At 63.6% G+C, this 14,213-nt stretch carries 14 protein-coding genes and 1 tRNA gene; all 15 read right to left on the bottom strand.

The window, feature by feature from the left end; genetic code table 11:
- Window positions 1-33: 33 nt before the first annotated feature.
- The 15 genes from POS15_RS03005 to secG all read right to left on the bottom strand — a co-directional run bounded on the left by POS15_RS03005 (window position 34) and on the right by secG (window position 14,203).
- Window positions 34-1,542 carry an NADH-quinone oxidoreductase subunit M gene (locus tag POS15_RS03005; RefSeq protein WP_019182687.1) on the bottom strand — a complete coding sequence of 503 codons (1,509 nt, stop codon included), beginning with the start codon at window positions 1,540-1,542 and terminating at the stop codon, window positions 34-36.
- 23 nt (window positions 1,543-1,565) lie between these two features.
- Entirely contained in the window at window positions 1,566-3,758 is a 2,193-nt protein-coding gene (gene nuoL / locus POS15_RS03000) for an NADH-quinone oxidoreductase subunit L (RefSeq protein WP_284128929.1), read from the bottom strand.
- Between the two features lie 7 nt (window positions 3,759-3,765).
- Window positions 3,766-4,071 carry an NADH-quinone oxidoreductase subunit NuoK gene (nuoK, locus tag POS15_RS02995; protein ID WP_019182685.1) on the bottom strand — a complete coding sequence of 102 codons (306 nt, stop codon included), beginning with the start codon at window positions 4,069-4,071 and terminating at the stop codon, window positions 3,766-3,768.
- On the bottom strand, window positions 4,068-4,724 hold the full coding sequence (locus tag POS15_RS02990; protein WP_026069700.1) for an NADH-quinone oxidoreductase subunit J: 657 nt from the start codon (window positions 4,722-4,724) through the stop codon (window positions 4,068-4,070). The genes nuoK and POS15_RS02990 overlap by 4 nt, the downstream gene beginning before the upstream one ends.
- A 9-nt stretch (window positions 4,725-4,733) precedes the next feature.
- Complete coding sequence (gene nuoI / locus POS15_RS02985; protein ID WP_017355930.1) at window positions 4,734-5,222, bottom strand: NADH-quinone oxidoreductase subunit NuoI; 489 nt, start codon at window positions 5,220-5,222, stop codon at window positions 4,734-4,736.
- Between the two features lie 3 nt (window positions 5,223-5,225).
- Complete coding sequence (gene nuoH, locus POS15_RS02980; protein ID WP_019182683.1) at window positions 5,226-6,332, bottom strand: NADH-quinone oxidoreductase subunit NuoH; 1,107 nt, start codon at window positions 6,330-6,332, stop codon at window positions 5,226-5,228.
- Window positions 6,329-8,563 carry an NADH-quinone oxidoreductase subunit NuoG gene (gene nuoG, locus POS15_RS02975; protein WP_019182682.1) on the bottom strand — a complete coding sequence of 745 codons (2,235 nt, stop codon included), beginning with the start codon at window positions 8,561-8,563 and terminating at the stop codon, window positions 6,329-6,331. The genes nuoH and nuoG overlap by 4 nt, the downstream gene beginning before the upstream one ends.
- Window positions 8,560-9,900, bottom strand: a complete 1,341-nt coding sequence (nuoF, locus tag POS15_RS02970) for an NADH-quinone oxidoreductase subunit NuoF (protein ID WP_019182681.1) — start codon at window positions 9,898-9,900, stop codon at window positions 8,560-8,562. The genes nuoG and nuoF overlap by 4 nt, the downstream gene beginning before the upstream one ends.
- A 3-nt stretch (window positions 9,901-9,903) precedes the next feature.
- Complete coding sequence (nuoE, locus tag POS15_RS02965) at window positions 9,904-10,431, bottom strand: NADH-quinone oxidoreductase subunit NuoE (RefSeq protein WP_019182680.1); 528 nt, start codon at window positions 10,429-10,431, stop codon at window positions 9,904-9,906.
- A 94-nt stretch (window positions 10,432-10,525) separates the two neighbouring features.
- Window positions 10,526-11,833: an NADH-quinone oxidoreductase subunit D gene (locus tag POS15_RS02960; protein ID WP_046273237.1), complete on the bottom strand. Its 1,308-nt coding sequence runs from the start codon at window positions 11,831-11,833 to the stop codon at window positions 10,526-10,528.
- A complete protein-coding gene (locus POS15_RS02955; protein WP_019182678.1) occupies window positions 11,830-12,582 on the bottom strand; it encodes an NADH-quinone oxidoreductase subunit C in 753 nt (250 codons plus the stop codon). The genes POS15_RS02960 and POS15_RS02955 overlap by 4 nt, the downstream gene beginning before the upstream one ends.
- 32 nt (window positions 12,583-12,614) lie before the next feature.
- Window positions 12,615-13,169, bottom strand: coding sequence for an NADH-quinone oxidoreductase subunit B (locus POS15_RS02950; protein ID WP_019182677.1), 555 nt, complete (start codon window positions 13,167-13,169; stop codon window positions 12,615-12,617).
- On the bottom strand, window positions 13,160-13,516 hold the full coding sequence (locus POS15_RS02945) for an NADH-quinone oxidoreductase subunit A (RefSeq protein ID WP_026069699.1): 357 nt from the start codon (window positions 13,514-13,516) through the stop codon (window positions 13,160-13,162). The genes POS15_RS02950 and POS15_RS02945 overlap by 10 nt, the downstream gene beginning before the upstream one ends.
- A gap of 112 nt (window positions 13,517-13,628) precedes the next feature.
- Window positions 13,629-13,713, bottom strand: a tRNA-Leu gene (locus tag POS15_RS02940).
- A gap of 49 nt (window positions 13,714-13,762) precedes the next feature.
- Window positions 13,763-14,203, bottom strand: a complete 441-nt coding sequence (gene secG / locus POS15_RS02935) for a preprotein translocase subunit SecG (protein ID WP_026069698.1) — start codon at window positions 14,201-14,203, stop codon at window positions 13,763-13,765.
- Window positions 14,204-14,213 lie beyond the last annotated feature (10 nt).

The following is a 14,213-nucleotide window of genomic DNA, read 5'->3' as shown; positions in this document are numbered from 1 at the left end:
CAAATCCTGGAATCAATACTCTCGACGGCCCGATTACAGCAGCTTGCTGGATGCGATCTGCATCGCCAGCTTCGCGATCGAGGGCTCCATCAGGTCGGTCAGCGGCTTGGGGTACAGGCCCAAGGCAAGGGTGCCCACGGCGAATACACCCAACACCAGCCACTCGCGACCGTTGATGTCCTTCAGCTCGGCGACATGGGCGTTGGCCACTTCACCGAAGAACACGCGCTTGTACAGCCACAGCGTATACGCCGCGGTGATCACCAGGGTGCTCGCCGCGCCGAGCGCCAGCCACGGATTGCGCTGGAAGCTGGCCATGATGATCATGAATTCACCGACGAACCCGCTGGTACCCGGCAGGCCGGCATTGGCCATGAAGAACAGCATGGCGAAGGTGGCGAACCAGGGCATCACGTTGACCACGCCGCCGTAATCGGCGATGCGGCGGCTGTGCATGCGGTCATACAGCACGCCAACGCAGGAGAACATCGCGCCGGACACGAAGCCGTGCGAGACCATCTGCACCATCGCGCCCTGCAGGCCCAGACGGGCGGCATCCGGGTTGCCGGCGTCGCGCACCAGCCACATGGCGATGAAGGTACCCAGGGTCACAAAGCCCATGTGCGCGATCGACGAATAGGCGATCAGCTTCTTCATGTCGTCCTGCACCAGGGCGACCAGGCCAACGTAGATCACCGCCACCAGCGACAGCGCGATCACCAGCCAGGCCCACTCATGCGAGGCGTCCGGCACGATCGGCAGGTTGAAGCGCAGGAAGCCGTAGCCACCGATCTTCAGGGCGATCGCGGCCAGGATCACCGAACCGGCGGTCGGCGCTTCCACGTGGGCGTCCGGCAGCCAGGTGTGGACCGGGAACATCGGCACCTTGACCGCGAAGGCGATCAGGAAGGCGAAGAAGATCCACGTCTGTTCCTTGCCCGACAGCTGCAGCTGGTACAGGTCGGCCAGCTGGAAGCTGCCGCCCTTCAGGTACAGGTAGATCAGGGCCACCAGCATCAGCACCGAGCCGAGGAAGGTGTACAGGAAGAACTTCAGCGCAGCGTAGATGCGGCGCGGGCCGCCCCAGACACCGATGATCAGGAACATCGGGATCAGCATCGCTTCGAAGAACACGTAGAACAGCATCGCGTCCGTCGCCGAGAAGATACCGACGGTGACACCTTCCAGGATCAGGAAGGCGGCCACGTACTGGTTCACGCGCTTGTCGATCGCGCTCCAGGCACCGATCAGGGCCAGCACCGAGACCAGCGTGGTCAGCAGGATCAGCGCGATCGCGATGCCGTCGACGCCGAGGTTGTAGCCGATGTCGTAGGCGGGGATCCAGGCGCGGGTCTCGACGAACTGCAGCGCGTCGATTCCCGTGTCATAGCCGCTGAGCAGCGACAGGCTGGCCACGAAGGTCAGCACCGCGACGCCCAGGGACGCCCACCGGGCGGTTTGGGCATCCCGGATGGCAAGGATCAATGCACCGCCGATGATCGGCAGCCAGATGAGAACACTAAGTAGGGGCCAGTTCGACACGTCTTCTTATTCCGTACAGGTCATCAACGCAGGTAATGCATCAGGACGCCCAGAAGGGCAATCAGGCCGATGATCATCGCGAAGGCGTAGTGATAGAGGAAACCGGATTGGGTGCGACGCAGCAGGTTGGCCGCCAGATCGATCAGGCGCGCCGAACCGTTGACCACCACACCATCGACCACATTCGTGTCGATCGCGCGCGAAACCTTGCCGAGCTTGATACCGCCGCCGGCGAAACCGCCGATCCAGAGCTTGTCGAAGCCGTACTTGTTCTCCAGCACCGACACGATCGGCGCGAAGGTCTTGCGGGCCTTGCCGGCCAGTTCCGGCTTCCACAGGTAGAACAGCGCCGCCAGCAGGAAGCCGACCACCGTCAGGATGAAGGCCGGGGCCATCATGCCGTGGATCGCGAAAGCCACCGGGCCGTGGAATTCTTCGGCCAGCGCACCAATGGTGTTGCGCGCCGGGTCGTAGAAATCAACGATGCCGGTGAAGAACGAATGCACCTGGCCCGGGATGGCGGTGTCGGCGTGGTGGCCGGCCCAGTCGGTGCCATACAGCATCGGACCGATGCTGAAGAAACCGATGACCATCGAGGGGATCGCCAGCAGGATCAGGGGCAGCGTCACCACCCACGGGGTTTCGTGCGGCTCATGCGCGCCATGGCCGTGGCCATGATCGTCATCATGCGCGTCGCCATGGTGGGCGTCGGCTGCGTGCGCGTCTGCGGCGTGATGATCGTCATGGCCATGGCCGTGATCGTCATGCGCATCGCGGAAGCGTTCCTTGCCATGGAAGGTCAGGAACAGCAGGCGGAAGCTGTAGAAGCTGGTGACGACCACGCCACCCAGCACCGCCCAGTACCCGTAGGTCGCCACCCAGCTCGAGGACACATGCGCGTGGTGCTGCGCGGCCTCGATGATGGTGTCCTTGGAGTAGAAGCCGGAGAAGAACGGGGTGCCGACCAGGGCCAGCGTACCGATCCACATGGTGATGAAGGTGATCGGCATGTACTTGCGCAGGCCGCCCATCTTGCGCATGTCCTGCTCGTGGTGCATGGCGATGATCACCGAGCCCGCGCCGAGGAACAGCAGCGCCTTGAAGAAGGCATGGGTCATCAGGTGGAACACGGCCGCCGAGTAGGCCGACACACCCAGGGCGACGGTCATGTAGCCCAGCTGGGACAGCGTGGAGTACGCGACGACGCGCTTGATGTCGTTCTGCACGATGCCGATCAGGCCGGTGAAGAACGCGGTGGTGGCACCGATGAACAGCACGAAGTTCAGCGCGGTCTGGGACAGCTCGAACAGCGGCGACATGCGGGTGACCATGAAGATGCCCGCGGTGACCATGGTCGCGGCGTGGATCAGGGCCGAGATCGGGGTCGGGCCTTCCATCGAGTCCGGCAGCCAGACGTGCAGCGGCACCTGGGCCGACTTGCCCATCGCACCGATGAACAGGCAGATGCAGATCACGGTGGCGACCGACCAGATCACCGGCTCGCTCATCACCGGAATGGAGGTGCCGAACAGGTTGATCGTGCCCGACCAGATCTGGATCAGCGCATCCGGGTGGCCCAGCACCTGCGCGTTGGCGAACACGGTGGCGTAATCCAGGGTGCCGAACACCCACAACACGCCGGCGATGCCGAGGATGAAGCCGAAGTCACCGACACGGTTGACCAGGAAGGCCTTCATGTTGGCGAAGATGGCGGTCGGGCGCTTGAACCAGAAGCCGATCAGCAGGTACGAGACCAGGCCCACCGCTTCCCAGCCGAAGAACAGCTGCAGGAAGTTGTTGCTCATCACCAGGGTGAGCATCGAGAAGGTGAACAGCGAGATGTAGCTGAAGAACCGCTGGTAGCCCGGGTCATCCTGCATGTAGCCGATGGTGTACACGTGCACCAGGAAGGACACGAAGGTCACCACGACCATCATCATCGCGGTGAGCTTGTCGACCATTAAGCCGACGTGCGCCGAGTACTGGCCCACTTCGAAGAACGTATAGATGTTCTGGTTGAACGGCTGGGCGCCGCCCCACAGCAGCATGTACAGCACATAGCTGGACAGCACGCAGCTGACCGCCACGCCGAGGATGGTGACCGCCTGCGCGCCAGCGCGACCGACCTGACGACCGAACAGGCCGGCGATGATGCTGCCGAACAGCGGTGCGAGCACCACTGCGATCAACAGACTCTTGGAGAGAGTGATTTCCATCTACGGATCAGCCCTTCAGCGAATCGACTTCGCCGACATTGATGGTGCGGCGAGTACGGAACAGGGTTACCAGGATCGCGAGGCCGATGGCGGCCTCGGCCGCGGCCACGGTCAGGATGAAGAAGACGAACAGCTGTCCGGCCGTATCACCCATCTCACGCGAGAACCCGACGAAATTGATGTTGACCGACAGCAGCATCAACTCGATGGACATCAGCAGCACGATGATGTTCTTGCGGTTGAGGAAGATGCCGGCAAGGCTGATGCAGAACAGCACCGCGCCGAGCGCCAGAATGTGGCCAAGCGTGATCATGGCTGCGCCTCCTCGTTGCTGGACGGCTTGATGTTGGTGTGCACGACCGGCTTCTCCGCGTCCATCTTGACCACGCGCAGGCGGTCGCTGCCCTTGACCATGGTCTGCTCGGACGGGTTCTGGGTCTTCAGGCCGGTGCGGCGACGCAGGGTCAGCATCACGGCGGCAACCACGGCCACGGTCAGGATGACGGCGGCGAACTCGAACGGCAGCAGGTATTCGGTGAACAGGCTGCGGGCCAGCCAGGTGATGTTGGACGTGTCGGCAGCCAGCGCGGCAGCGTTGTCGGCCGGGAACGGATTGACCGCCCTGCCCTTCACGCCGATCAGCACCAGCATCTGCACCAGCATCGTCACCGCCACCACCAGGCCGAGCGGCAGGTAACGCACCCAGCCCTCACGCAGGTTGGAGGGATCGATGTCCAGCATCATCACCACGAACAGGAACAGCACCATGACCGCGCCGACGTAGACCAGCACCAGGGCCACGCCCAGGAACTCGGCGCCGACCAGGATCCAGATGCAGGCCACGGAGAAGAAGGTCAGGATCAGGCACAACACGGCATAGACCGGATTGCGCACGCTGATCACCGCCGCAGCGGAAATGCCCGCCACGATGGAGAAGACCCAGAAACTGATATTTACCCAATCCATCATTCGACCTCAGCGGAAAGCGGCATCGGCGGCGCGACGCTCGGCGATCTCGGCTTCAAGCCGATCACCGATGGCCAGCAGCTGCGGCTTGGTAACGATGTTCTCGCCACGGTTCTCGAAGTGGTACTCGAGAATGTGGGTCTCGACGATCGAGTCCACCGGGCAGCTTTCTTCACAGAAGCCGCAGAAGATGCACTTGAACAGATCGATGTCGTAACGGGTGGTACGGCGGGTGCCGTCCTCGCGCTTGGCCGAATCGATGGTGATCGCCAGCGCCGGGCACACCGCTTCGCACAATTTGCATGCGATGCAGCGTTCCTCGCCGTTGGGGTAGCGGCGAAGCGCGTGCAGGCCGCGGAAACGCGGCGACTGCGGGAACTTCTCCATCGGGTACATCAGCGTGTACTTGGGCTTGAAGGCGTACTTCAGGGTCAGCCACAGACCACCGAGCAGCTCAAGGAGCAGCAGGCTTTTGAAGTAATGGGTAATTCGGTTCATCGCTTAGACGCCCTTCTGGATCACGCCGTAAAACACCATCAACGCCGTCACTGCAATCCAGAAGATGGTGAGCGGGATGAAGACCTTCCAGCCCAGACGCATGATCTGGTCGTAACGGAAGCGCGGGAAGCTGGCACGGAACCAGATGTAGGAGCTGGCGAAGAAGAAGACCTTCAGCAGCAGCCACGGCCAGCCGCCCACCCAGATCCACTCAACCCAAGGCGCAATGGCCTGGTTGCTGAGCTGGATGTCGAACCAACCTTGGAACGGGCTCAGCCAACCACCGAGGAAGAAGATCGAGATCAGGAAGCTGATCAGGATCATGTTGGCGTATTCGGCCAGGAAGAACAGCGCGAACGCACCACCGGAGTATTCGACCATGTGGCCGGCCACGATTTCCGATTCACCTTCCACGACGTCGAACGGCGCGCGGTTGGTTTCGGCAACGCCGGACACCCAGTACACGATGAACAGCGGGAACAGCGGCAGCAGGAACCAGTCGAACAGACCGGAGCTGCCCGCCTGCGCCATCACGATGTTGCTCAGGTTGAGGCTGCCCGAGGCGATCATCACGCCGACCAGGGCAAAGCCCATCGCGATTTCGTAGCTGATCATCTGCGCCGAGGCGCGCATCGCACCGAGGAACGCGTACTTCGAGTTGGAGGCCCAACCGGCCAGGATGATGCCGTACACGCCCAGCGAGGTCATCGCCAGCAGGTACAGCAGGCCGGCGTTGGCGTTGGAGAGCACGATCCGGGCGTCGAAGGGAATCACCGACCAGGCCGCGAAGGCCGGGCCCAGGGTGATCAGCGGCGCAAGGATGAACATCGCCTTGTGCGAGCTGCTCGGCTGGATGATTTCCTTGAACAGCAGTTTGAAGACGTCGGCGAAGGCCTGGAAGATGCCCATGCCGACATACATCGGGCCATGACGCACGTGCATCCAGCCGATCAGCTTGCGCTCCCAGACCACGTAGAAGGCCACCGAGATGATCACCGGCATGGCGATCACCAGGATCTTCAGGATGATCCAGAGCAGCGCGCCGATGTCGCCCAGTGACAGCAGCCACTGGTGCAGCGGGTCGACCGCGTTCAACAGCAATTCGTTCATGCAGCCACCACCGTTACGCGTGCGGCACCCAGCGGTGCGGTTGCACCGTGGCCCGATTCAATCCAGACCGACCCAGCGGCAACGCGGGCGTCGACCACCACCGGCAAGGTGGCACGGCCGGCATCGGTGCCGACCTTGGCCATCTGGCCTTCCACCAACTGCAGGCGGGCAGCGTCGTCGGCGTTGAGCACGATGCGCGGGGCGTTGTTGAGCGGATGCGACTGCAGCGCCTGGGCACGACGGACCACCGCATCGGTGCGGTAGATCGCGGCGGTCGAGGTCACTTCCAGGCCCTCGCCCGCTACCGGCGTGGCCGCCGAAGACGACACGTTGACGCTGACCGGGGCCAGGCTGGCGCGCAGGCCGGCCAGATCGGTGAACTCGAAACCGGTCAGCGACAGTTCGCCGCCCAGTGCACGCAGCACGCGCCAGCCTTCACGCGCCTCGCCCGGCAGCTTGCCGCCGGCACGCGCCGACTGCTCGCGACCATCGAGGTTGGTCAAGGTGGCATCCACTTCCGGCAGCGCGCCGATCGGCAGGATCACGTCGGCCACATCGCGGGTCGAGGCACAGGCGAACTGGCTGAAGGCCACCACCTGGGCACCGGCCAGTGCCTTGCGGGCAGCGGCGGCGTCGGCGAAGTCCAGGCCCGGCTCGATGCCGTAGATGGCGTAGGCCTTGCGCGGCTGCGCCAGCATGGCGTTGACGTCCTTGCCGGCCGGCAGCACGCCGGCGCGGGTCAGGCCCACGGCATTGGCGCCCTGCGGGATGCGGCACAGCTTGGCACCGGTCGCGGCAGCGAAATCACGCGCGGCGGCGCGGATCGCGGCAGCCTGCGGGTGGTTTTCGGCGATGCCACCGACGATCAGCACGGCATTGCTGGCGCCCTTGACCGCGTCGCGCAGGTCGGCATTGCCGAGCGCGTCGATGAAGGCCGACGGGGCAACGATCTGCTTGCTGGCCAGCTTGAACGCGAAATCGAAGTCGACCGGATTGACGGCATGGATCTTCGCGTTGCGCGTGGTCTGTGCCTTGCGCAGGCGGGCATGCAGCAGCGGCAGCTCGTGACGGATGTTGCTGCCGAGCACGACGATGCTGTCCGCGCCTTCGATCTCGGCCAGCGGCAGGCCGAAGACTTCGGCGGTGGCGGCGTCGGAGAAGTCGCGGTTGTTGATGCGGTGATCGATGTTGGTGGTGCCCAGGCCGCTGGCGAGGCGGGCCAGCAGCGCGCCCTCCTCGTTCGAGGCCGACGGGTGCACCAGCACGCCGAGGTCGTCGCCCTGGTTCGCGGCGAAGATTTCCTTGGCGGCGGCCAGGCCTTCAGCCCAGCTCACTTCCTTCCACTCGCCGTTGACCTTGCGCAGCGGCTTGACCGCACGGTCATCGCTGTACAGGCCCTGGTGCGAATAGCGGTCGCGATCGGACAGCCAGCATTCGTTGACGGCTTCGTTGTCGCGCGGAACTGCGCGCAGCACTTCGCCGCGACGCACGTGCAGGAACAGGTTCGAGCCCATCGCGTCGTGGTAACCCAGCGACTCACGCGCGGTCAGTTCCCACGGACGGGCGCGGAACTGGAACACCTTGTTGGTCAGCGCGCCGACCGGGCAGACATCGACGACGTTGCCGGACAGCTCGGTCGTCAACGGCTTGCCGTCGTAGGTGCCGATCTGCAGGTTTTCACCGCGGTACATGCCACCCAGTTCGTAGGTACCGGCAACGTCGGCAGTGAAGCGGACGCAGCGGGTGCACTGGATGCAGCGGGTCATTTCGGTGGCCACCAGCGGACCGATGTCCTCGTCGGGCACCACGCGCTTGCGCTCGTTGAAGCGGCTGACCGAACGGCCATAGCCCAGCGAAACGTCCTGCAACTCGCACTCGCCGCCCTGATCGCAGATCGGGCAGTCCAGCGGATGGTTGATCAGCAGGAATTCCATCACCGAGCGCTGGAACTTCAGCGCCTTTTCACTGCGGGTGGCGACCTTCATGCCATCCATGACCGGCGTGGCGCAGGCCGGTGCCGGCTTGGGCGACTTTTCCACGTCGACCAGGCACATGCGGCAGTTGGCGGCGATCGGCAGCTTCTCGTGGTAGCAGAAGCGCGGGATCGGAATGCCGGCCTTGTCGGCGGCCTGGATGATCATCGAGCCCTTGGGCACGACCAGGGACTGGCCGTCGATTTCGACGGTCACATGATCCGGTGGCACGCTCGGGTTTACGGGTTGCGCGCTCATGCGGCGGCTGCCTCCACCTTCTTGCCGTCAACCATCGAATGACCGTTGACGATGTAGTACTCGAATTCGTCCCAGAACTGGCGCAGGAAGCCCTGGATGGGCCATGCCGCCGCTTCACCGAACGCACAGATGGTGTGGCCTTCGATCTGGCCGGCCACCGTCTTCAACTGATGCAGGTCTTCCATCGTGGCCTTGCCGGCGACGATGCGCTCCAGCACGCGGTGCATCCAGCCGGTGCCTTCACGGCACGGGGTGCACTGCCCACAGGATTCCTTGTGGAAGAACTGGCTGATGCGGCAGGCGAACTTGACGCAGCAGACGCTGTCGTCCAGCACCACGATGGCGCCCGACCCCAGACCGGTGCCCAGGGCACGCAGGGTGTCGTAGTCCATCTGCAGGCCCTTGAGCTCCTCAGCCTTCAGCACCGGCATCGAGACGCCGCCCGGGACCGCGCCCTTGAGCGTGCGGCCCGGTTTCAGACCACCTGCCATTTCCAGCAGATCGTCGAAGGTGGTGCCCAGCGGCACTTCGAAGTTGCCGCCCTTCTGCACGCAGCCGGAGACCGAGAAGATCTTCGGGCCGCCGTTCTTGGTCAGGCTCAGGCCCTGGAACCACTCCGGACCGTTGCGGATGATCGCCGGCACCGAGGCATAGGTCTCGGTGTTGTTGATCGTCGACGGCTTGCCGTACAGGCCGAAGTTGGCCGGGAACGGCGGCTTGTAGCGCGGCTGGCCCTTCTTGCCTTCCAGCGATTCCATCAGCGCGGTTTCTTCGCCGCAGATGTACGCGCCGGCGCCCAGCGCACCGTAGATGTCGATGTCCACGCCGCTGCCGAGGATGTCCTTGCCCAGCCAGCCGTTCGCGTACGCGTCGGCCAGGGCCTGCTCGAAGTTCTCGAACGGCTCGTGGTGGAACTCGCCACGCAGGTAGTTGTAGCCCACGGTCGAGCCAGTGGCGTAGCAGGCGATCGCCATGCCTTCCACCACCGAATGCGGGTTGTAACGCAGGATGTCGCGGTCCTTGCAGGTACCCGGCTCGGATTCATCCGAGTTGCACAGGATGTACTTCTGCATCGTGCCCTTGGGCATGAAGGACCACTTCAGGCCGGTCGGGAAGCCCGCGCCGCCACGGCCGCGCAGGTTGGACTGCTTGACCATCTCGATGACCTGCTCCGGCGAGATCTTCTCTTCGAGGATCTTGCGCAGGGCGGCGTAACCGCCGGTCTTGAGGTAGTTTTCATACGACCACGGAGTGTCGTAATGCAGGGTGGTGTAGACCACCTGGTGCGGCAACGGTGCGGGACCGACCGGACCACTGGGTGCGTGATGATGTGCCATGTCTTACTCCAACCCGTCCAGCAGCTCGTCGACTTTCTCGACGGTCAGGCGCTCGTGGTAATGGCCGTTGATGACCATCATCGGCGCACCGGCGCAACCGGCCAGGCATTCTTCTTCGCGCTTGAGGTAGATGCGGCCATCGGCGGTGGACTGACCGGTCTTGCAGCCGAGCTTCTTCTCGGCGTGCGCGACCAGGTCTTCGGCGCCGTTCAACCAGCAGCTGATGTTGGTGCAGAAGGCGACGTTGTGGCGGCCGACCTTCTCCAGTTCGAACATCGAATAGAAGCTGGCGACCTCGTAGGCCCACACCGGCGGCAGGTCCAGGTACTTGGCGACGCCGGCGATCAGCTCGTCGGTCAGCCAGCCCGCATTCTGTTCCTGTGCGGCGTGCAGGCCCTGCAGGACAGCCGAGCGCTTGCGATCCGGCGGGAACTTGGCCAGCCAGTGATCGATGTGCGCACGGGTCTTGTCACTCAAGACCACCATCGGGTCGACGTCGCGCGCCGCCTCGAAATTACCTGTCGCCTTCATCGGCCGACCTCAGCGAATACGAAATCGTTAAAAACCAGAACCTGCAGCGCCGGCAGCAGCCGGCGGGTGTCAGGCATCGTGCAAGCGGATGCGATCACCGGTCCACCTCACCGAACACCAGGTCGTAGGTGCCGATCATGGCCACCACGTCGGCGAGCATGTGCCCGCGCACGACCGAGTCGATCGAGGACAGATGGGCGAAGCCCGGCGCGCGCAGGTGCACGCGGAACGGCTTGTTGGCGCCATCGGACATCAGGTAGCAGCCGAACTCGCCCTTGGGCGCTTCGACGGCGGCGTAGGTTTCGCCGGCCGGAACGCAGTAGCCTTCACTGAACAGCTTGAAGTGATGGATCAGCGCTTCCATGTCGTCCTTCATGTCTTCGCGGCTGGGCGGCGCGACCTTGAAGTTCTTGACCATGACCGGGCCCGGGTTGGCCTTCAGCCAGGTGACGCACTGCTTGATGATGCGGTTGGATTCGCGCATCTCGGCCACGCGGCACAGGTAACGGTCGTAGCAGTCACCTTCCTTGCCGAGCGGGATGTCGAACTCGACCGCATCGTACTTGGCATACGGCTGCTTCTTGCGCAGATCCCAGGCGATGCCCGAGCCACGCAGCATCACGCCGGTCATGCCCCAGGCATGGGCCAGTTCCGGGGTGACCACGCCGATGCCGACCGTACGCTGCTTCCAGATACGGTTGTCGGTCAGCAGGGTCTCGTATTCGTCCACGCGCTTGGGGAACTCGACGGTGAAGTTCTCCAGGAAGTCCAGCAGCGAACCTTCGCGCGAGGCGTTGAGGTTCTTCAGGGCCTTGCCCTTGTGCCAGCGCGATTCCTTGTACTTGGGCATGTGGTCCGGCAGGTCACGGTAGACGCCGCCCGGACGGTAGTACGCTGCGTGCATGCGCGCGCCGGAGACCGCTTCGTAGCAGTCCATCAGCTCTTCGCGCTCACGGAAGGCGTACAGCATGACCGCCATCGCGCCCAGATCGAGCGCGTTGGAACCCAGCCACATCAGGTGATTCAGGATGCGGGTGATTTCGTCGAACATGGTGCGGATGTACTGCGCACGCTCCGGCGCCTCGATCCCCATCAGGGTCTCGATCGCGCGCACGTAGGCGTGCTCGTTGCACATCATCGACACGTAATCCAGGCGATCCATGTAGCCGATCGACTGGTTGAACGGCTTGGACTCGGCCAGCTTTTCGGTACCACGGTGCAGCAGGCCCACGTGGGGGTCGGCACGCATGATGGTTTCGCCGTCCATTTCCAGGATCAGGCGCAGCACACCGTGCGCGGCCGGATGCTGCGGACCGAAGTTCATCGTGTAGTTGCGGATCTCCTGGCGCAGTTCGGCCGGGTTGCTCGCAAAGGCCTGGCTGGCCTGGGTGAATTCACTCACTTGCTTGCCTCCGACTGCGCGGATTCACCGGCAGCGGTCTGGAAACGGGCGTCGTCACGGATCACGCGCGGCACGCCGACACGCGGTTCGACCGAGGTCACCGGTTCATAGATGACGCGCTGTTTTTCTTCGTCGTAGCGCACTTCGACGTTGCCGATCAGCGGGAAATCCTTGCGGAACGGATGGCCGACGAAGCCATAGTCGGTCAGGATGCGGCGCAGGTCCGGGTGACCTTCGAAGATCACGCCGAACAGATCGAACGCTTCGCGCTCGAACCAGTTCAGGCCCGGCCAGATGTTGGTCAGCGAGGCGACCACTGGCAGTTCCTCGTTCGGCGCAAAGCAGCGGATGCGCATGGTGAGGTTGTGCTGGTAGGAACGCAGCTGGGCGACCACGGCAAACCGCTGCAGCGGGATCGGCTGCGGCTGGGCGCCATCGCTGGTTTCGCGGGTGGGGAATTCACCCCAGGCGAAACGGCCGACGGACTTGCCCTCGACGCCACGACTGAAACCCTGGGACGACACATCGGCCGTATCCCATTCGTCGCTGCCATAACCGAGATAATCCAGGCCGCACAGGTCAACGGCCTGCTCGAAACCGAATTCGTCGCGCAGCGCCAGAGCGGTGGCATGCCAGTCAGCGGCGGGCACTTCCAGCGTCACTTCGCCGCGGGGTTCGACCACGAAGACCTGCGCACCTGCGAAACGTGCGGAAAGTCGGTCGATGAAGGAATGTGCTTGCTCTGCCATGGGGGCTTGGCGTGCTCTTGTCAGGAGGGATGTCAGCGGGCGATGGTCTGCGTACGCCAGATCTTCTTCTGCAACTGCAGGATCCCGTACACCAGCGCTTCGGCGGTAGGTGGGCAGCCGGGGACATAGATGTCCACCGGCACCACGCGGTCACAGCCACGCACTACTGCATAGGAGTAGTGGTAGTAGCCGCCACCGTTGGCGCAGCTGCCCATCGAGATGACCCACTTCGGGTCCGGCATCTGGTCATAGACCTTGCGCAGGGCCGGAGCCATCTTGTTGACCAGGGTGCCGGCCACGATCATCACGTCGGACTGACGCGGCGACGGGCGGAACACCACGCCGTAACGGTCAAGATCCAGGCGCGCCGCACCGGCGTGCATCATTTCCACTGCGCAGCAGGCCAGACCAAAGGTCATCGGCCACATCGAACCGGTACGCGCCCAATTCAACAGCGCATCGACGCTGGTGGTCACGTAGCCCTTTTCGAGCAGGGGGTTGTCGCCTTCGGGGCGCAGGATGTCATCGACCCGCCCTTCCGGGACCGGGTTGTTCATCAGGCCGTCGAGCGTCTGAATTACTCCCATTCCAGCGCTCCCTTCTTCCAGACGTAAATGAAACCGAGGAAAAGCATGCCTACGAAGAGGCCCATCGTGACCAGCGAACGTGCGCCCAGTTCCATGAAGACCTGGGTCCACGGCACGATGAAGATGATTTCCAGATCAAATACGATGAACTGAATCGCGATCAGGTAGTAGCGCACATCGAACTTCATGCGCGCGTCCTCGAAAGCCTCGAAGCCGCATTCGTACGGCGAGAGCTTTTTAAGATCAGGACGTCGGGGACCGAGGAATCGGCCAACCAGCATCAGCGCAACGCCGATACCGGTGGCAACGATCAGAAACAGCAGAGACGGCAAATATTCGGCCAGCACAGCGATTCTCTCTTGCCTCTGCCGCTGCGCCTGCAGGCGCTTTGGCATGGGGGAGTGGACGGATACCGCTACCTGGCGCTTTGCGCGCCAGACGAACCCGCTTACAAACAAATGGTGCCCAAGAGGGGACTCGAACCCCTACGACTCTCGTCGCTACCACCTCAAGGTAGTGCGTCTACCAATTCCGCCACCTGGGCTTACGATCGCACCGGTTGTTCTCCAGTGCGCCTCATATTGTAACCGTCTTCAGCGAGTCTGGGTGCCTTCCGAAGGCTTTTCTTCACCAGATTTCGGAGTTTCCGCCTGAGCCGGCACAGTGGCCGACGGAACAGGCTGCTGCGCCGGGGTTTCCGGGGCCTTGGGCACGGCCGGAAGCTCGCCTGCCGGTGCGGCCGGCGCAGTGGCGGCCGGCGCCGACATCAGGCCGAGGTCCTGCTGCGCCGCCGGGCGCGAGCCATGGCTGGCGTACCAGGCCATGAAGAGGCTGATGCCGAAGAACACCACGGCCAGCCACTTGGTCGACTTGGACAGGAAGTTGGACGCGCCACGCGCGCCGAACACGGTGCCCGAGGCGCCGGCACCGAAACCCGACCCTGCGGCCGCGCCGGAACCACGCTGCATCAGGATGAGCGCGATCATGGCCACTGCGACCAGCACGTAGACCACATTGAGGATCAACATCAGCATTTCGAATCCG

Origin of the sequence: Stenotrophomonas sp. BIO128-Bstrain (genome assembly GCF_030128875.1) — a bacterium.
Taxonomy (GTDB): domain Bacteria; phylum Pseudomonadota; class Gammaproteobacteria; order Xanthomonadales; family Xanthomonadaceae; genus Stenotrophomonas; species Stenotrophomonas bentonitica_A.
The sequence above is the reverse complement of the archived record's forward strand: the minus strand, read 5'-3'. Positions and strand labels throughout refer to the sequence as shown.